Below are 16,822 nucleotides of genomic sequence, written 5' to 3' on the forward strand. Positions count from 1 at the left end.
GGGTATTTCTTGTTTTAGCACAAAAAAATGATGCCTTTTACTGAAATAAATGATATTGTATATACAAAAAATACAATTTTTATTATCTGAATTCTAAAATTTAAACATGAAAAAGTCCCAATTTACCAGCGATTTTCTGACAATCGAACAAGAAAGTCGACTACATCTTTAAATAAAAGGCTGCCTTACGAATTAATTATTGCTGGGTTTTGAAAATAATGCGGTGAGTGTGGAAACACTTGTGATAGAGTAGTGATATGAATCACTACTCTTTATCATTATTGAAATCTTCTATTCAAAAAGAAATCCTACCCCATTACAGATGTATCACCTCATCATATGCAGCTGCCGCAGCTTCCATTACTGCCTCACTCATGGTAGGATGTGGGTGAACTGTTTTGATGATTTCGTGCCCTGTTGTTTCTAGTTTTCTTGCTGCAACAGCTTCTGCAATCATCTCGGTAACATTGGCTCCTATCATGTGTGCGCCCAGCCACTCACCATACTTCGCGTCAAAGATTACTTTCACGAAACCATCTGATGCTCCTGCAGCTTTTGCTTTACCTGATGCAGAGAATGGAAACTTACCAACCTTGATTTCATATCCGGCATCTTTTGCCGCCTTTTCTGTATAGCCTACAGAAGCAATCTCAGGAGAGCAGTACGTACAGCCGGGGATGTTATTATAATCCAAAGGCTCAACATTCATACCTTTGATTTTCTCCACACAGATGATACCTTCTGCTGATGCTACGTGCGCAAGAGCCTGACCTTTCACGATATCTCCGATGGCATACACCCCGTCCACATTGGTTTTGTAGTAATCATCCACTACTACTTTGCCTTTCTCGGTCTTCACTCCTGTGTCTTCGAGTCCAAGGTTTTCAATGTTGGTAGCGACACCCACAGCTGAAAGTACAATATCACAATCAACCTGCTCTTCACCTTTTTTAGTCTTGATCGTCACTTTGCAACCTGATCCTTTGGTATCTACTTTGGTCACTTCAGAACTAGTCATTACTTTCATTCCTGACTTCTTGAACGTCCTTTCCAACTGCTTGCTTACTTCCTCATCTTCAACCGGAACCACACGATCCATAAATTCTACGATTGTCACCTCAGTACCAAGTGTACTGTAGAAATAGGCGAACTCCACACCTATGGCGCCAGACCCAACCACAACCATTTTCTTAGGCTGCTTATCCAATACCATTGCTTCTCTGTAACCAATAATTTTCTTTCCATCAATTGGAAGATTAGGAAGCTCTCGTGAACGACCACCTGTTGCCAGAATGATATGATTTGCATCATAGGTTGTAACCTTGCCACTTTCATCTTTTACTTCAACCTTCTTCCCTTTTTTCAGGGTACCATGACCTGCTAAATGATCGATCTTATTTTTCTTGAAAAGGAACTGAATCCCTTTGCTCATTCCACCGGCAACTTCACGACTCCTCTTCACCATGCCCGTAAAATCTGCCTTCGCATCCTTCACTTTGATCCCGTAATCCTCTGCGTGATTGATATATTCAAATACCTGAGCGCTTTTCAAAAGTGCTTTAGTAGGGATACAACCCCAGTTCAAACACACTCCACCAAGCTCTGCCTTTTCTACTACACCAACTTTCATTCCCAGCTGAGAAGCACGAATAGCTGCTACGTATCCGCCAGGTCCACTTCCGATTACAATAAGATCATATTTAGATGCCATATTCTTCGATTTAAATTGAGGCGCAAATTTAAGTCTAAAAGTTGTGGAAATTAAGTCTGCGGCTGTCTTCTCTCATGTGATTATCTTTGACCACCATTTTTTGGATCACACAATATATCACTGAAAGAAATATAGTCAATGAAACTACTAGAAGGAAAAACAGCACTCATCACCGGAGCATCAAAAGGCATAGGAAAAGCAATTGCTGAACAATATGCAGAGCAGGGCGCTAACGTCGCATTCACTTATTTATCCAGCGTAGAAAAAGGTGAGGCGCTTGTAAGGGAATTAGAAGCAAAAGGAGTAAAAGCCAAAGGGTATCGATCAGATGCCTCTGATTATGCTGCAGCTCAGGAGCTGATCACAAGTGTGGTTGAAGATTTTGGCTCACTTGATATCCTGATTAACAATGCGGGAATCACAAAGGACAACCTTTTAATGAGAATGAGTGAGGAAGATTGGGATGCCATTCAAAACATCAATTTGAAATCTTGTTTCAACACCGTGAAAGCTGCATGCAGAACGATGATGAAGCAGCGAAGTGGCTCGATTATTAATATGTCTTCAGTGGTTGGTGTGAAAGGAAATGCCGGTCAGGCAAACTATGCGGCTTCCAAAGCAGGAATTATTGGATTTACTAAATCTGTTGCACTTGAGTTGGGTTCACGAGGCATCCGATGTAATGCCATTGCTCCCGGATTTATTGAAACTGAGATGACTGATGCCTTAGATGAAAAAACAGTACAAAGCTGGAGAGATGCTATTCCATTGAAGCGAGGTGGCTCTCCTGTGGATGTGGCAAATGCGTGTATTTTCCTGGGGTCTGATATGTCCTCATACATTTCAGGACAAACTCTTCAGGTAGATGGTGGAATGCTGACTTAAGTTACACCAAACAAAAACCCTGACACATTTATGGATCAGGGTTTGTAAATGTGGGCGCTGAGGGATTCGAACCCCCGACCCCCTCGGTGTAAACGAGGTGCTCTGAACCAACTGAGCTAAGCGCCCTTTCATTAAAAAATCACCTTTGCAAAAGCTTTGGTGATCAAAAGGAGTGCAAATTTAGTACGCTTTGCTTTCCATGCAAGACCTAACAGGAAAATAATTTTAATCCATCGCGCGAGCCAGAAAGTTATTAAAGGGCTGTAGTGTTTGATAAGTCTCAACCACTTTGTCGGAAAACCCTTTTGAAATGACCTCTTTATCGGAAAACTTCTTCATGTAGATATAGTGCTTCAATTGAAGTAGTTCGATATGCTCATGATCCTTAGGGTATCCCTTTGGGGCAGTTTTTAGCTTATCCTCCATGAATGGCTCCCCAAACGTCTTTCTAAACTTATCGTTCTTAATAATGGCTTTGATATCCTTGCCATTGTAGTCGATTTCCTGTCTGATTTTTTGAAGGATATCTGAAGGTGGTTGATATACACCCCCTCCCGCAAAATTATTCTCGGGCATTATGTGAAGGTAAAAACCGGGGTTACCCGATTTCTTTCCTCCTTCTGATATCGAAGCACCGAAGTTGGTTTTATACAGGTCTTTGTTTTTACTAAACCGCACATCTCTATTGATCCTGAACAATGTCTTTTTAGGATCCAGACCGGAGATAGCCGGGAAAAAAGGAACAGTCTTTTGAATAATTTCTGATATCAGCTCAAGTACCTCTTCTTTGGCTTGCTGATATCTTTTTCTATTCTCATCCATCCATTCTTTGTTGTTGTGCCTGGACAGATCCGACAGAAAATCAAGGGTGAATTGTAAGTCCATTAGGCTATGCTTTTTAAAACGCTTTCTAATTTGATCGAACGAGATGCTTTTAAAAGGACAGTAGTGCTAGCAAAATCTATTTTTTTAAGCTCCGCCTCTAAATCCTCCTTAGAATTAAAATGGAAATCCGGATCTGCAACCCGCCCGAACTTTTGTCCCACAGTTAAAACTTGCTTCACCCCAACTTTTTTCGCATAGGCCAGTACTTCCATGTGATGTGAGTTCGAATCCTCCAACTCATTCATATCACCAAGGACCGCCAACGTATTCCCTTTTTGTTCAGCCAGATTGTCCAGTGCCACTTTCATAGAGTCAGGGTTCGCATTATACGCATCCAGAATAATGGTTGTTTTCCCTTTTTTTATGATCTGAGACCTGGCATTGTCTGGCTCATAAGCTGTGATTGCATTTAGAATTGCATCGTCAGCTACTTCAAAAAATCTCCCAACAGCAACGGCTGCTGCCATATTTGTAAAATTGTACCGTCCAATTACCTGAGTTTCCTTTTCGCTTCCATTGAGGGAAACGTGCACAAACGGCATTGAAGCCATAAGTTTAAAATCTTTCTGTGGATATCGTACCGGCGATTCGAATCGCTTAGCCATGTTGGAGAGCACAGAGTCGCCCATGTTTATAAATGGCATTCCCTGATTCTTTCTCAAAAAGTCGAATAATTCGCTTTTCCCTCGAATTACTCCCTCAATCCCTCCAAAAGTTTCAGTATGGGCCCTACCGATGTTGGTAATCAATCCATGTGTTGGTTTTGCTAAATCACATAATTGCGCGATCTCGCCTACATGGTTTGCGCCCATTTCGATGATCGCAATTTCCACCTGCGGATGAATGTGTAATAGCGTGAGTGGCACTCCAATGTGGTTGTTATAATTTCCTTTGGTGGCATGTACCACATATTTTTCAGAAAGCACACGGGATATCAGTTCTTTGGTGGTCGTTTTACCATTGGAGCCTGTTATTCCAATGACCGGTCGTTTAAATCTATCTCGATGAAACACTGCAAGGTTTTGAAGTGCTTTCAGGCTATCCTGAGCCAATATGATACGCTCATCAGTCGCAAACTTCTTATCATCTACCACAGCATAAGCAGCTCCTTTTTCCAGCGCTTCTTTTGCAAATTCGTTGGCATTGAAATTAGGCCCGCTGATCGCAAAGAAAAGGTTGTCCTTTTTAATGGTTCTGGTATCGATGGAAACACCATCGCTCAGCAAAAACCTGGAGTATAAGAATTCAATAAAATCACCCATTGGGACAAAAATATCTTTTACTATCCAATTATGTGGTTCCTATATTTACCACATGAATCCCAGACTCATCAGACCCCTCGCTTTTGCGGGAATTGTTCTCGCCATGTTTCTCAGCGTTTGGTATTTGCTAAAGACGTATGAAGAGGGGAATCCTCGATGGATTTTTCTGATTATGGCCCTTGGTATAGCGGTATTACTATCACAAAATTTAAGGAGTGGGGGTAGGAGAAAGGATTGAGTATTGATCCTAATTATCTACAGCATTTAATATTAAAACTTGTCTTTTCGACGATAGGAAAAATCTTTGCTCTGTAATTACAATTTAGATGATCGTTTTGCCTCTTCTTAAAAAAGAGATATTTCATTGCATTCAATATGACAAGTTTTATATCAAAAGCATCAAGACTATTTGGTATAACTACTCCTGACTAAACAGGGTTCTTGTGGCGATGCTTCTGCCTAATGTAACCTCGTCGGCAAATTCCAATTCACTGCCCACAGGGATGCCTCGTGCAATTGTGGTCACTTTGATTCCAAATTCCTTTAGCAGCTTGGTAATGTAAAAGGAGGTGGTGTCACCTTCCATAGTAGCGCTAAGGGCCAGTATTACTTCTTTCACCTGATCATCTCCTCTTACTCGATTTATTAACGATTCAATCTTTACATTTTCCGGACCTATTCCATCCATTGGAGAAATACGGCCACCCAATACATGAAAAAGACCATTGTACTGCCCAGTATTTCTTATGGCGAGCACATCAGGAGTATCTTCCACCACGCAAATAACAGATGTGTCCCTGTACGCATTTTGGCAAGTGCATGCCTCGGTATCAGCAATGATATGGCATGTGTTGCAGTACTTAATTTTTTCTCGTAATTCTTTTAAAGCAGATGAAAGCTCAATGGTAGCGTCTTCCGGTTGTTTTAAGAGATGCAATGCGAGACGAAGAGCGGTTTTCTTTCCTATTCCCGGTAATCGGGAAATCTCTTCAACTGCCCGCTCTACCAACTGCGAAGGATATTCCATTAGACAATGTTGGCCTTTATGCCCGCTGAGGTTATTCCTTCTCTCATCGGCTTTAGCTCTTCATAAGCACCCTTTTTCACCGCACATTTTCCTTTGTAGTGGATTAGAAAAGTACATTGCTCCGCCTGATGAACATCATGTTTACACACTTTTACAAGTGTATTGATGACGTGATCAAAGGTGTTAAAGTCGTCATTGTAAACCATGAGATCCCGCATGCTCTCATTTCCGATATCCTCACCAGTCTTTATTTCTTCCTCTATCTCGATTTCAAAATCAGTACTCATACTTCTTGCCTCTTGATTTACTGCAAAATTAATAATTGCGCTACAATCAACATGATTCGTAATTTGCAGACGCATTTAATTACTTAACACTATGAATCCACTTTTCGTTGGCGCAATCGTTCTTGGATATTTCATTTTGCTCATTGGCATCTCCTGGTTGACCTCTCGAAATGCCAAAGCCACGGACTTTTATACCGCCAGCAGAGAGTCAAAATGGTATCTGGTGGCCTTTGGAATGATTGGTGCGTCATTGTCAGGAGTTACCTTTATTTCAGTTCCCGGAGAAGTGGCCAACTCCAACTTCTATTATTTTCAGGTTGTTCTTGGGTATTTGGTGGGCTATTTCGTCATCGCCAAAGTTTTACTTCCCTTATACTATCGACTCAACCTTGTTTCGATCTATACCTATTTAGAACAGCGTTTCGGGTTTTGGTCTTACAAATCCGGTGCTTTCTTTTTCCTGATCAGCCGGATAATTGGTGCAAGTTTCCGATTGTTTTTAGTGGCTGGTGTTTTGCAGATCGCCTTCTTTGATGCTTATGATCTTCCTTTTTGGATATCCGTCTTAACCACGATTATTCTCATTTGGCTCTACACTTTTAAAGGCGGCATTAAAACCATCGTTTGGACTGATACTCTCCAAACCGCATTCATGTTAGTAGCTGTTGTAGTTAGCATACTCTTTATCAAAAACGAACTTTCGTGGACCTGGACGGAATTGACCTCAAGCCTGTTTCAGGATTCCAGATCAACTATTTTTAATTGGGAATGGCAGAGCGGAACCAACTTTTTTAAGCAATTTTTAAGTGGTGCATTTATCGCGATTGTAATGACCGGACTAGATCAGGATATGATGCAAAAAAACCTGACGTGTAAGAATATTGGGGAGGCTCAAAAGAATGTGTTTTGGTTTTGTGTCATTCTTGTGATTGTGAATTTCCTATTCTTAAGCCTCGGGGTTTTGCTTTATCAATATGCCGAAATAGGTGGCATAGCCATGCCGGATAGATCAGACAATCTCTTTCCGATGCTGGCCGTAAATAACTTCTCAACAATTGGCACGATTACTTTTTTACTAGGCATAACCGCTGCAGCTTATTCCAGTGCAGATTCGGCCCTTACCGCTCTCACTACCTCATTTTGTGTTGATTTCCTTGGGTTCAAAAAGGAGAACTATGAGGAACGAAAGAAGTTAAGAGTTGGAGTTCATTTTGGTTTTTCCATCATTCTCTTTTTTGTTATACTCATTTTCCAGGCGATTAATGATCAAAGCGTAATCAATTCCATATTTATAGCCGCAGGGTACACGTATGGACCTCTGCTTGGACTATTTGCTTTTGGAATCTTCACAAAATGGGACGTCAAAGATGGATTTGTACCGCTCGTTTCTGTTTTATCTCCGCTTTTAAGTTATATCATTAACCTAAACTCAGAAGCACTTCTCGGTGGTTATAAATTCGGGTTTGAGATTTTAATCCTGAATGGATTGATTATGTTCCTTGGGTTGTTAATCATCAGACGAAATTAATACCACAATGAAAGATATTGAGACACCTGAAGATCTATACCGATTGGTGGACTCTTTTTACAATCTGGCTAAAAAAGACGAAATGCTGGGTCCGATATTTTACCAATTCGTTGATGACTGGGAGCCACATATTCAAAAAGTAGCCAGTTTTTGGGAAGCTACCTTGTTTTCATCAGGTCCATACAAAGGCAATCCAATGGCACTTCATCAAAAGGTAGATAAAACGCTGAATCACACATTGGGACAAGAACATTTTAACAGATGGGTAGAAATATGGCATCAAACCACCGATTCGATGTTTTCGGGTGAGAAAGCTGAGATGGCAAAACAGCGTGCCAGCAACATTGCCAATATCATGTTCATAAAGATTTATCAGGCTCGTAGTTTGAGCTAATTACAAATCCAACTCTTTCATCGGATCCCAGAAGTGCTTTTCGAAGTTGACGATTTGATCATTTTTCACCTTAATGCCTTCTGCTTCTAAAAGCTCTTGCATCCTGGTAGGTGATTGAAAATGATGTTTTCCGGTTAACACACCTATTCGGTTTACTACCCGATGTGCCGGAACATCGTATTCAGCCACAGCTCCATTCATCGCCCAGCCCACTACACGTGCCGACCTGGCGACACCTAAATATTTGGCAATAGCTCCATAGCTTGTCACTCTTCCTTTTGGGATGAGTTTCGCAACATCATAAACGTCCTGAAAGAAGCTTTCCTTGTCCATTAAAACCTCCGTTCTCTGATGGAGTTTCCGTCAATAACCACCAATCTACCCGTGAAAGAACTGTAAGATTTTAATATTTCTATCAAAATATCTCCTGGATCCGAAGGCTTAAAAGCACTCAGTCGAAAATAAATCACACCGGATTTTGGTCGGTGCCCAACTCTGTAAATTAACTCGCCATAGTCACTATCATGGGTTAAAATGACTCGATCCTCATCATTAGAAAGATTAATCACATCTTCATCGGGAATTCCGGGAGCAGTTTCAGCAATCCATTTTACATCTATTTGTTTCTCTCTTAAAATAGAAACACTTGGCCCAGGAAAGTTTTCATCTGCTAAAAATTTCATTTAGAAACTAATGGCCTTAATTCCGCTATAAGTCCATCCTTGACAAACTCATTTAAATAGGCAAAAACTGCTTGAAGATCTTCTTTCTTAAGTTGTGGGTAACTATCTAAAAGCATCGCCTCTGACCATCCATCAGCTAAACGTTCCAGTATAAACTCTACAGATAAGCGAGTTCCTTTAATCACGGGCTTGCCTGATAAGGTGTCTTTTTTTGACTCTATTCTTTCTTGCCAATTCATACAATAAAAATAATCAATCCAGTTTTCTAACCTCACAATTTTCAAGGATATAAAATAGATGGAGCGGATTGTCATCATTCAGCCGAAGCTTGCCGGTTACCCTCACACGCTCGTCCGTAAACCTGAATTCCCGATCGGAGTAAACCTCCACAACTGTCTCAGGACCAGCGGCACCACAGAAAAAGCAAGAGGCATAAGGGAACCTGGAAAGTACAAAATAGTCCTGATCGCTCTCCTGCTGAAGTGGGATTATAAACCCCTCAAGGGTCAACTCTTTCCCTTCCCGTAATTTTAGTTGCTCAGAAAATTTAGGTTGCTCAACTTCGGCCCCCATAAAGTCATCATGCCCCATTACGATTTCCACAGAGGATAATAATTCCCAACCGGAAAGTTGAGGGACAAACAAAAGACTTAGGAAAATAGTCAGCATAGTGTGTAACATTATGAGAACCAAAACTATCTAAAAAACGTCTTAGTGTCTTGCTAAGGCCTGACCATAATTTTTTACTTTAGCCGAATATAAAAACAGCAAATGAGCAGCATTATAAACACCACTGAAGTTTCGAAAAAGTACGTGATGGGAAGTGAAATCATCATGGCTCTCAAATCCATTTCAATAAACATTGATAGAGGCGAGTATGTTGCTTTCATGGGACCATCAGGGTCTGGAAAGTCCACGTTGATGAATATCATCGGTTGCCTGGATACACCCACAGATGGCACTTATGTTTTGAATGGTCATGATGTAAGCGACTTAACAGAAAATGAGCTTGCTGAAATCAGAAATAAAGAAATAGGATTCGTATTCCAAACATTCAACCTACTGCCAAGAGCTTCTGCGCTTGAAAACGTAGCATTGCCGTTGGTTTACGCGGGATACAATTCAGCAGACAGAGAAGAACGAGCTTTAGAGGCGCTTGCTGGAGTAGGGTTAGGAGACAGAGCTTATCACAAACCCAATGAACTTTCGGGAGGTCAACGACAAAGAGTTGCCATCGCAAGAGCATTGGTAAATGATCCATCCATCATCTTAGCCGATGAGCCGACAGGAAACCTGGATTCAAAAACTTCTTATGATATTATGGATTTGTTTCAGGAGCTGCATGATAAAGGGAACACAATTATCATGGTAACACACGAAGAAGACATTGCAGAGTATTCTCACAGGATTGTTAGAATGCGGGACGGGCTCATTGAAACAGATGAAGTAAATAAAAATGTGAGATCGTCTAAAGTGCCTGCATGAGTGCCAAACTCTATACCAAGACCGGAGATAAAGGAAAAACTTCCCTCTTAGGAGGAAAAAAAGTTTCGAAGGCAGATTTGCGCATTGAAGCTTATGGAAATGTAGATGAGCTTAATTCGTTCATTGGTCATCTAAAAGACCATGAAGACGTAGAAAACAGGCTTAAACAGCAACTTTACTGGATTCAGGAACATCTCTTTTCCATCGGTAGTATATTGGCTACTGAAGCTGATTTTAAGGGATTTGAATTGCCAAAAGTGACCCAAACAGAAGTACAACAACTCGAAGTTTGGATTGATAAATTTGATGGAGAAGTACCTCCATTAAAAAACTTTATTCTACCCGGTGGGCATCCTGCAGTTTCGCTTGCTCATATCTGCCGTACAGTGTGTCGCAGAACCGAACGAAGCATCATTTCGTTAAATGCTCACGAGCCGGTAGATGAGTCAATATTACAGTTCATGAATAGATTGTCTGATTATTTGTTCATCTTTGCGCGCGCAATCGGGCACATTTTAGGTGTACAGGAAGTGCCTTGGTCACCTAAGTCTGATTGAAATAACCCCATTTCAACCCAAAGACTGTAGAAAATGACTGAGACGTTGGATATCCAAATCACCGAAACTCAAAACTCAAAATTGCCAGGAATCAACTTTGATAACCTCGCATTTGGTAAGACCTTCTCTGACCACATGTTTGTGGCCGATTATAAAAATGGAGAGTGGACTGACCTTAGAATTACTCCTTATCAAAACCTTTCACTAAGTCCGGCAAACGCGACACTTCACTATGCACAAAGTATTTTTGAGGGTTTGAAAGCTCATAAAAATGAGCAAGGTGAAATCTTAATCTTTCGTCCTGAAGCAAACGCTCAGCGCCTGATTAAAAGCGCTGAACGCATGTGTATGCCGCCTGTCCCACAGGAGCTATTCTTAGAGTCCATTGAAGCGTTGGTTTCTTTAGATAAAGATTGGGTGCCGAATAAGCCTGGCACTTCATTATATATACGACCTTTCCAGTTTGCGGATGATCCGTTTATTGGGGTTAGACCTTCTGAGACTTACAAATTTATTGTGCTAACAGGGCCCGTTGGAGGATACTACTCTGAGCCTGTGAAAGTGAAAATCGAAAAACATTTTACCCGTGCATCTAAGGGAGGAGTAGGAGCCGCTAAGACAGCAGGCAATTATGCCGCTTCCCTTTATCCGGCGAGACAAGCTCAAGCTCAAGGATACCATCAGCTCGTTTGGACGGATGGTCAAACACATGAATTTATTGAGGAGTCAGGCACCATGAACATTATGTTCGTGATCAATGACACGTTGATTACTCCGCCAACAAGCGATTCGATTCTTCCGGGAATTACTCGTGAGAGTGCTCTTATCCTTGCAAGAGATTGGGGATTAAATGTTGAAGAAAGACCAATCAAAGTAGATGAAGTCATTGAAGCAATTGAAAATGGTTCGTTAACTGAAGCATTTGGTATTGGCACTGCTGCAACTGTATCCCATATTGCTGTGATCGGTTATGAAGGAACAGACTATACACTTCCAGCAATCGAAACCCGTAAGATTTCTAATCAACTGTTAGATGCCCTTACCAGGATCAAGATGGGACAGATTGAAGATAAGTACGGGTGGATCAAGAAGATTGGGTGATATTACTAACTTTATAGCATGGAAGTCTTCAATTATCGGATTTTATTAAAGGAAGAGCCGGAAGGAGGTTTCACAGTATCGGTACCTAGCCTTCAGGGATGTATCACTTATGGATCAACTCTTGAAGAAGCAAAGACGAACGCCAAAGAAGCTATAGAACTTTATATTGAATCATTAAAAGCAGACAACCTGCCAATACCTAGCGATGAAAATCTCCTAGAGTACAATCTTCAAATAAATTATGCCTGACTACAGCTCTAAAAAGCTGATAAAACTTTTAGAAAAGGAAGGTTTCGTACTTCACCGAACAAAAGGGAGTCATCATATCTTCAAACACCCAAATGGAACTCGAGCAGTAGTACCGCACCCGAAAAAGGATTTGCCGAAAGGAACATTCCATGCCATTTTAAAGCAAGCGGGACTTGAATAGTCCTTGGTCTCTACTATCTTCGCCACTGCAATTTTTAGCATGTTATGACAACAGACGAATTGAAAGATTTAAAGGCTCGTGTTAATGCCTTGAGGGGGTACCTTTGACTATGATGGTCGTAAGAAAGATCTCGAAGAATTAGAACTTGTAACCGCCCAACCAGACTTCTGGAATAATCCCGACGAGGCGGAAAAAACCATGAAAAAAATCCAGGGGTTGAAGACCTGGACCGAAAGCTTTGAAGAAGTGGAAACTTCTCTTGGAGACGTGGAAACACTTTTTGAATTTAATCAGGAAGGTGAAGCCACTGACGAAGAGCTGGAAGATGCGCACGACACAGCATTAAAACAGTTGGAAGAGCTCGAACTGAAAAAGATGCTGGGAGAAGAGGAAGATCAGCTCTCTGCCATGCTTCAAATTACACCTGGTGCAGGAGGCACGGAAAGTAATGATTGGGCCGGGATTCTCATGCGGATGTACATCATGTGGGGCGAAGCGAACGGTTATAAAGTTCGTGAGGTAGACTATCAAGCCGGGGATGTAGCAGGTGTGAAATCCGTGACGTTGGAATTTGATGGGCCGCTAGCTTATGGTTATTTAAAATCTGAGAACGGTGTTCATCGGTTGGTGAGAATTTCTCCCTTTGATAGTGGTGGTAGAAGACATACGTCATTTGCATCCGTATATGTTTATCCTGTTGCAGACGACTCCATTGAAATAGAAATTAATCCGGCAGATGTAGAACTGCACACTTCCAGATCCGGTGGTGCCGGAGGTCAGAATGTAAACAAGGTGGAGACCAAAGTGCAACTAACTCACAAGCCGACAGGAATTGTGGTTGTTTGCCAGGTGGAACGCTCTCAGTTAGCAAACAGGGAACGAGCGATGCAAATGCTAAAGTCACAGCTTTATCAGATGGAGATTGAGAAGCGCAATAAAGAGCGAGCAAATATCGAAGCTGGAAAAAAAGCGATTGATTTTGGATCGCAAATTCGAAATTATGTGTTGCATCCTTACAAACTCATCAAAGACGCCCGAACAGGTTATGAGCGAACGGATGTGCAAAACGTACTGGATGGGGATTTAAATGATTATATCAAGGCTTATCTTCTTCATGATGAGGAGTAAGCTAATTACTAAAGCAGAATGCTCCTTTCATTATTGATGTTGTAAATAATCCTCCCCTACCCCCTCCAAAGGGGGAAATGAAGTATGAAAAAATATTCACTCAATTTTTGGTTGCTCTCCTTAAGTTCCTTCCTGTTTTTTGGCTCATTCAATATGGTACTTCCCGAGCTTCCTGATTTTATGCGGACGTTCGACGGGGAAGATTACATTGGACTGCACATCACCTTTTTCACGCTGACCGCACTCATATCCCGTCCATTTAGCGGGAAGCTAACGGACACCTGGGGACGAATACCTGTCATGGTGTTTGGATGTACGGTGACTGCAGTGGTTTCACTCTTCTATCCATTCTTTCTGAATATTTATGCATTCTTATTTATCCGATTCCTTCATGGTTTCTCTACCGGATTCAAACCAACAGGAACCGCGGCTTATGTAGCGGATATCGTTCCAATAAACAGGCGTGGCGAAGGAATGGGCATTCTGAGCTTCTTTGGAATGACCGGAATGGGAATGGGAAACTACATAGGTGGTGAAATAGCGCTTCATAGCTCTATTGAAACACTTTTTTATAGTAGTGCCGGAGTAGCCATCCTATCAGTCGTTGTATTGGCAGGGATGAAAGAAACGGTTGAGAACAAACAGAAGTTTTCTCGCCAACTTTTAAAAATCAATGCTTCTGATATTTATGAGCCAACAGTGCTGGTTCCTTCGGTAGTGATGATGCTGGTGACATTTTCGTTTGGAGCAGCGTTGACGTTAGCGCCCGATCTTAGCGTCTCTTTAGGAATTGCTAATAAGGGGTTGTTCTTTTCTTATTTCACTATAACATCACTCGTTTCTCGCGTGGTGGGCGGAAGGCTATCTGATGAATTTGGAAGAAGAAAAGTCTTGATTGCTGCTATGCTGATTGTCGGTACCGGATCCATCTACATTGGTCATTCTACTTCTGCATTTCACTTATTTACGGGGGCACTAATATTTGGTGCAGGGTATGGTTTATCGTCACCGGCTCTATTTGCATGGGCGGCTGACCTGGCACCAGATAAATTCAGGGGTCGGGGATTTTCAACCCTTTTCATGGCACTGGAGATTGGTATAGGTATGGGTGCCTTGCTGGCCGGCCAGATTTACAATGGCAGCCCCGATAACTTTGCGATTGTATTTACAGGATGTGGAAGTTTAGCTTTTCTGGCATTTGTGTATTTGTTGTTTAAGGGGAGGTGATTTACGTCTAACTGTAAATAAATATTAGATTTGAAGAAAGCTATCACCGATATGCATTTTCAATATCGTAAAAAGCTCTTAAAAACTTATTTGATAATTGCTTCCATTTGGATCATGATAATTCTTTTACAATTAATTTCATCTGGTCCAGGTAAATGGTCTTTCTACATGTGGCTAGTGGTGGGTGGAATGAATGCCGGCTTACACGGATATCGTTTTTTAAAACCTTACATCACCATTAAAGATGGCTATTTGTTTGTCAATGACTTCCTCAACACCTCATCTATTCTGCTTTCAGAAGCCACCCAGATTAAACGATTTGCAGGTGAGTATATCATTCGGGCAGCTGATAAAAAGCTTAAATTTGATACACAGCTAATTGATAAAACCTCCCTACAAACATTGGATTTAGAACTCAATAGATACAATGTCAAGTGGGTTTAGATCCCTGTAAGGTTCTTTTGCGCTAGATAGTGTTTTAGGAAGCCTTGGTTAGAAATGAGGACTAGTGAGAGTTTGTTTACCTGCTTTTTAAGGGCAACTAAATGTATATTTGGTAGGCTCTCACCCACCAACACATGAAAACCTATTATTATCCGATCGTTAGCACCCTGCTTTTTGTGCTCTCTGTCATTGCCTTTTCTGACAACTTATTCACGGATGTTGGTCAGAAAAGTAACAGTGATCCCAAGTTCATTGTACACGGGCTGTTCATGTTTGCTTGGTTTGGGACTTTTGTCGCACAGTCCTACTTCATCGCTCGAAAAAAGTACGCCGTACACATGAAGTGGGGAAAGGTCGGTTTTGTGTTGGCAATTGGAGTGTTTCTCAGCACACTCTATGTCTTTATAGCCATTTTCAAAGGGTGGGACGCTATGGAGCCGTTTGTGAAAGCGAACCGGCTACTTATGGTCAGCTTTGCTACGTTCATTCTCCTTGCGTATCTCTACCGAAAAGACCGGATCAAACACAAGCGATTTATCTTCTGGGCCATTGTCTTACCCATTGAGCCTATCATGGGTCGTGTCTCCGAGGTATTTCAGGTAGACAACTGGCAGCTATTTTACATCCTGGTCTGGCATGCCTTTTTCCTGTCCTTCTTTGTGTACGACTGGCAGAGCCTGAAGCGCATTCATCCGATTAGCTGGTTGGCTGTGGGTTGGTTCTATATCACCTGGGCGATTGCGATTTATTCATAGAAAGAGTCTCACGCTTCCCTCGAACCAGTAGCTAGTGTAAAATTGATATATTTAATAAAGCAGATACATTCACTAAAACCGTGAAATAAATCAGGAAGGCTTATAGACAGACAACAATTGCCAATCTCATTCTACCTTTTTAGATTGCCATCTTTAAACATCTAACCATGCTTAACCTCATATTCTGGTTTTACATAGCCGTTTCAGCAGCCAACATAGTCGCCAAGGTTATTCCTTCTGAAGTACTTGATCAGTTCACCAAGCCACTGCTGATGCCGCTACTCATGGTCTACGTGTACAAATCCAGCATTGGTAAGACCACCAAAAGAATATTGCTTATTTGCCTCGCCTTGCTGTTTTCCTGGCTGGGAGACGTGGTGCTGATGTATCAGGCTGAGGAGACTTTTTTCATGGCCGGGATCGGTTTATTCCTGATAGCTCAAATCACCTACGTGGTGGTATTAAGAAAATCGAGTTATCAGCGTCCATCACTGAATCTGATGAAAGTGCTGCCATTCCTTGGCTATGGGATTATCCTGTTCTATGTATTGCTACCAGCCGGAGATTTTACGCTACCAATTATAGTTTATGGATTGGTGATTATGACCATGGCCATCATGGCGCGATTGAGGGAGGGGAATACGTCACAAGAGAGCTATCAGCTGGCGCTTTATGGGAGTTTGTTATTTGTCTTATCCGACTCTATCCTGGCGTTTAATTCGTTTCACACGGCCATTCCATATGCAGGTGTTTGGATTATGATTACGTATTGTGCCGCGCAGTTGCTGCTGGTGATAGGGTTATTGAAGCATGCGGAGTGAAATCTTTAACCGCAAAGAAAGGGAGGGTTTACCGCAGAGGGAGCTAAGAAAATCAAACCACGGAGAAAAAGAGTTTAACCGCTGTGAGAACTGAGAAGTATCACGGAGAAAGCGGAGTTTTAACCAACCGCAGGGAAAGGGTAAAAAATTTAACCGCAGAGGGAAGGAGAACTACACAGAGGGAGCAGAGAGATTTAATCGTTGAGAGAATA

Annotated in this window: 22 protein-coding genes and 1 tRNA gene; 13 read left to right on the forward strand and 10 right to left on the reverse strand. The window is 41.6% G+C overall.

The genetic code is table 11. The annotated features are described in order from the left end of the window. Positions 1-316: 316 nt before the first annotated feature. Positions 317-1,711 (reverse strand): dihydrolipoyl dehydrogenase, encoded by a 1,395-nt coding sequence (lpdA, locus tag RIC88_RS13290; protein WP_350218035.1) that lies wholly within the window; start codon positions 1,709-1,711, stop codon positions 317-319. 138 nt (positions 1,712-1,849) lie between these two features. Here lpdA and fabG point away from each other — a divergent pair, with 138 nt between their 5' ends. Next, on the forward strand, positions 1,850-2,596 hold the full coding sequence (fabG, locus tag RIC88_RS13295) for a 3-oxoacyl-[acyl-carrier-protein] reductase (RefSeq protein WP_350218036.1): 747 nt from the start codon (positions 1,850-1,852) through the stop codon (positions 2,594-2,596). A 51-nt stretch (positions 2,597-2,647) separates the two neighbouring features. On the opposite strand, the gene RIC88_RS13300 is transcribed toward fabG, so the two are convergent. The 5 genes from RIC88_RS13300 to RIC88_RS13320 form a co-directional block, all read right to left on the reverse strand. Next, positions 2,648-2,722: transfer RNA gene (locus RIC88_RS13300), tRNA-Val, on the reverse strand. Between the two features lie 99 nt (positions 2,723-2,821). Then, complete coding sequence (locus RIC88_RS13305) at positions 2,822-3,481, reverse strand: DUF2461 domain-containing protein (RefSeq protein ID WP_350218037.1); 660 nt, start codon at positions 3,479-3,481, stop codon at positions 2,822-2,824. Beyond that, positions 3,481-4,743 (reverse strand): UDP-N-acetylmuramoyl-tripeptide--D-alanyl-D-alanine ligase, encoded by a 1,263-nt coding sequence (locus RIC88_RS13310; protein WP_350218038.1) that lies wholly within the window; start codon positions 4,741-4,743, stop codon positions 3,481-3,483. The genes RIC88_RS13305 and RIC88_RS13310 overlap by 1 nt, the downstream gene beginning before the upstream one ends. 418 nt (positions 4,744-5,161) lie before the next feature. Continuing rightward, positions 5,162-5,770 (reverse strand): recombination mediator RecR, encoded by a 609-nt coding sequence (gene recR, locus RIC88_RS13315; protein WP_350218039.1) that lies wholly within the window; start codon positions 5,768-5,770, stop codon positions 5,162-5,164. Continuing rightward, a complete protein-coding gene (locus tag RIC88_RS13320) occupies positions 5,770-6,057 on the reverse strand; it encodes an ATP-dependent Clp protease adaptor ClpS (RefSeq protein ID WP_350218040.1) in 288 nt (95 codons plus the stop codon). Before RIC88_RS13320 ends, recR begins: the two co-directional genes overlap by 1 nt. 91 nt (positions 6,058-6,148) lie before the next feature. On the opposite strand from RIC88_RS13320, the gene RIC88_RS13325 reads away from it, so the two are divergent. Both RIC88_RS13325 and RIC88_RS13330 read left to right on the forward strand, forming a co-directional pair. Continuing rightward, complete coding sequence (locus RIC88_RS13325; protein WP_350218041.1) at positions 6,149-7,585, forward strand: sodium:solute symporter; 1,437 nt, start codon at positions 6,149-6,151, stop codon at positions 7,583-7,585. A gap of 7 nt (positions 7,586-7,592) precedes the next feature. Next, positions 7,593-7,979 (forward strand): group III truncated hemoglobin, encoded by a 387-nt coding sequence (locus RIC88_RS13330; protein ID WP_350218042.1) that lies wholly within the window; start codon positions 7,593-7,595, stop codon positions 7,977-7,979. Here the strand turns inward: RIC88_RS13330 and RIC88_RS13335 are convergent, their stop codons facing one another. The 4 genes from RIC88_RS13335 to RIC88_RS13350 are packed head-to-tail and all read right to left on the reverse strand — an operon-like array spanning position 7,980 to position 9,331. After that, the gene (locus RIC88_RS13335; RefSeq protein WP_350218043.1) at positions 7,980-8,312 is read right to left on the reverse strand and encodes an MGMT family protein; all 333 of its coding nucleotides are present in this window, start codon (positions 8,310-8,312) and stop codon (positions 7,980-7,982) included. Further along, complete coding sequence (locus RIC88_RS13340) at positions 8,312-8,662, reverse strand: DUF5615 family PIN-like protein (protein ID WP_350218044.1); 351 nt, start codon at positions 8,660-8,662, stop codon at positions 8,312-8,314. Before RIC88_RS13340 ends, RIC88_RS13335 begins: the two co-directional genes overlap by 1 nt. Then, positions 8,659-8,901 carry a DUF433 domain-containing protein gene (locus RIC88_RS13345; protein WP_350218045.1) on the reverse strand — a complete coding sequence of 81 codons (243 nt, stop codon included), beginning with the start codon at positions 8,899-8,901 and terminating at the stop codon, positions 8,659-8,661. Before RIC88_RS13345 ends, RIC88_RS13340 begins: the two co-directional genes overlap by 4 nt. A gap of 13 nt (positions 8,902-8,914) precedes the next feature. After that, a complete protein-coding gene (locus RIC88_RS13350) occupies positions 8,915-9,331 on the reverse strand; it encodes a hypothetical protein (protein ID WP_350218046.1) in 417 nt (138 codons plus the stop codon). 102 nt (positions 9,332-9,433) lie between these two features. Here RIC88_RS13350 and RIC88_RS13355 point away from each other — a divergent pair, with 102 nt between their 5' ends. The 10 genes from RIC88_RS13355 to RIC88_RS13400 all read left to right on the forward strand — a co-directional run bounded on the left by RIC88_RS13355 (position 9,434) and on the right by RIC88_RS13400 (position 16,610). Then, positions 9,434-10,147, forward strand: coding sequence for an ABC transporter ATP-binding protein (locus RIC88_RS13355; protein WP_350218047.1), 714 nt, complete (start codon positions 9,434-9,436; stop codon positions 10,145-10,147). Then, positions 10,144-10,704 carry a cob(I)yrinic acid a,c-diamide adenosyltransferase gene (locus RIC88_RS13360; RefSeq protein ID WP_350218048.1) on the forward strand — a complete coding sequence of 187 codons (561 nt, stop codon included), beginning with the start codon at positions 10,144-10,146 and terminating at the stop codon, positions 10,702-10,704. Before RIC88_RS13355 ends, RIC88_RS13360 begins: the two co-directional genes overlap by 4 nt. Positions 10,705-10,737: 33 nt before the next feature. Further along, positions 10,738-11,805 (forward strand): branched-chain amino acid aminotransferase, encoded by a 1,068-nt coding sequence (locus RIC88_RS13365; RefSeq protein ID WP_350218049.1) that lies wholly within the window; start codon positions 10,738-10,740, stop codon positions 11,803-11,805. 18 nt (positions 11,806-11,823) lie between these two features. Further along, on the forward strand, positions 11,824-12,054 hold the full coding sequence (locus tag RIC88_RS13370; protein ID WP_350218050.1) for a type II toxin-antitoxin system HicB family antitoxin: 231 nt from the start codon (positions 11,824-11,826) through the stop codon (positions 12,052-12,054). Further along, positions 12,047-12,235, forward strand: a complete 189-nt coding sequence (locus RIC88_RS13375; protein WP_350218051.1) for a type II toxin-antitoxin system HicA family toxin — start codon at positions 12,047-12,049, stop codon at positions 12,233-12,235. The genes RIC88_RS13370 and RIC88_RS13375 overlap by 8 nt, the downstream gene beginning before the upstream one ends. Positions 12,236-12,279: 44 nt before the next feature. Next, a protein-coding gene (prfB, locus tag RIC88_RS13380; RefSeq protein ID WP_350218052.1) for a peptide chain release factor 2 occupies positions 12,280-13,363 on the forward strand; the annotation gives its coding sequence in 2 pieces (ribosomal slippage) (positions 12,280-12,339 and positions 12,341-13,363; 1,083 coding nt in all). An 84-nt stretch (positions 13,364-13,447) separates the two neighbouring features. Then, positions 13,448-14,590, forward strand: coding sequence for an MFS transporter (locus RIC88_RS13385; RefSeq protein ID WP_350218053.1), 1,143 nt, complete (start codon positions 13,448-13,450; stop codon positions 14,588-14,590). Positions 14,591-14,620: 30 nt separating this feature from the next. After that, on the forward strand, positions 14,621-15,034 hold the full coding sequence (locus RIC88_RS13390) for a hypothetical protein (RefSeq protein ID WP_350218054.1): 414 nt from the start codon (positions 14,621-14,623) through the stop codon (positions 15,032-15,034). Between the two features lie 134 nt (positions 15,035-15,168). Then, positions 15,169-15,789, forward strand: a complete 621-nt coding sequence (locus RIC88_RS13395; RefSeq protein ID WP_350218055.1) for a hypothetical protein — start codon at positions 15,169-15,171, stop codon at positions 15,787-15,789. Positions 15,790-15,956: 167 nt separating this feature from the next. Further along, on the forward strand, positions 15,957-16,610 hold the full coding sequence (locus RIC88_RS13400) for a lysoplasmalogenase (protein ID WP_350218056.1): 654 nt from the start codon (positions 15,957-15,959) through the stop codon (positions 16,608-16,610). The last annotated feature ends 212 nt before the right edge of the window (positions 16,611-16,822 follow it).

Origin of the sequence: Ekhidna sp., from assembly GCF_040220215.1 — a bacterium.
Lineage (GTDB): Bacteria > Bacteroidota > Bacteroidia > Cytophagales > Cyclobacteriaceae > Ekhidna.

Excerpts from the sequence above, each read along its gene's own strand:
- lpdA (WP_350218035.1), bottom strand. The coding sequence starts at position 1,711 with ATGGCATCTAAATATGATCTTATTGTAATCGGAAGTGGACCTGGCGGA.
- fabG (WP_350218036.1), top strand. The coding sequence starts at position 1,850 with ATGAAACTACTAGAAGGAAAAACAGCACTCATCACCGGAGCATCAAAA.
- RIC88_RS13305 (WP_350218037.1), bottom strand. The coding sequence starts at position 3,481 with ATGGACTTACAATTCACCCTTGATTTTCTGTCGGATCTGTCCAGGCAC.
- RIC88_RS13310 (WP_350218038.1), bottom strand. The coding sequence starts at position 4,743 with ATGGGTGATTTTATTGAATTCTTATACTCCAGGTTTTTGCTGAGCGAT.
- recR (WP_350218039.1), bottom strand. The coding sequence starts at position 5,770 with ATGGAATATCCTTCGCAGTTGGTAGAGCGGGCAGTTGAAGAGATTTCC.
- RIC88_RS13320 (WP_350218040.1), bottom strand. The coding sequence starts at position 6,057 with ATGAGTACTGATTTTGAAATCGAGATAGAGGAAGAAATAAAGACTGGT.
- RIC88_RS13325 (WP_350218041.1), top strand. The coding sequence starts at position 6,149 with ATGAATCCACTTTTCGTTGGCGCAATCGTTCTTGGATATTTCATTTTG.
- RIC88_RS13330 (WP_350218042.1), top strand. The coding sequence starts at position 7,593 with ATGAAAGATATTGAGACACCTGAAGATCTATACCGATTGGTGGACTCT.
- RIC88_RS13335 (WP_350218043.1), bottom strand. The coding sequence starts at position 8,312 with ATGGACAAGGAAAGCTTCTTTCAGGACGTTTATGATGTTGCGAAACTC.
- RIC88_RS13340 (WP_350218044.1), bottom strand. The coding sequence starts at position 8,662 with ATGAAATTTTTAGCAGATGAAAACTTTCCTGGGCCAAGTGTTTCTATT.
- RIC88_RS13345 (WP_350218045.1), bottom strand. The coding sequence starts at position 8,901 with ATGAATTGGCAAGAAAGAATAGAGTCAAAAAAAGACACCTTATCAGGC.
- RIC88_RS13350 (WP_350218046.1), bottom strand. The coding sequence starts at position 9,331 with ATGCTGACTATTTTCCTAAGTCTTTTGTTTGTCCCTCAACTTTCCGGT.
- RIC88_RS13355 (WP_350218047.1), top strand. The coding sequence starts at position 9,434 with ATGAGCAGCATTATAAACACCACTGAAGTTTCGAAAAAGTACGTGATG.
- RIC88_RS13360 (WP_350218048.1), top strand. The coding sequence starts at position 10,144 with ATGAGTGCCAAACTCTATACCAAGACCGGAGATAAAGGAAAAACTTCC.
- RIC88_RS13365 (WP_350218049.1), top strand. The coding sequence starts at position 10,738 with ATGACTGAGACGTTGGATATCCAAATCACCGAAACTCAAAACTCAAAA.
- RIC88_RS13370 (WP_350218050.1), top strand. The coding sequence starts at position 11,824 with ATGGAAGTCTTCAATTATCGGATTTTATTAAAGGAAGAGCCGGAAGGA.
- RIC88_RS13375 (WP_350218051.1), top strand. The coding sequence starts at position 12,047 with ATGCCTGACTACAGCTCTAAAAAGCTGATAAAACTTTTAGAAAAGGAA.
- RIC88_RS13385 (WP_350218053.1), top strand. The coding sequence starts at position 13,448 with ATGAAAAAATATTCACTCAATTTTTGGTTGCTCTCCTTAAGTTCCTTC.
- RIC88_RS13395 (WP_350218055.1), top strand. The coding sequence starts at position 15,169 with ATGAAAACCTATTATTATCCGATCGTTAGCACCCTGCTTTTTGTGCTC.
- RIC88_RS13400 (WP_350218056.1), top strand. The coding sequence starts at position 15,957 with ATGCTTAACCTCATATTCTGGTTTTACATAGCCGTTTCAGCAGCCAAC.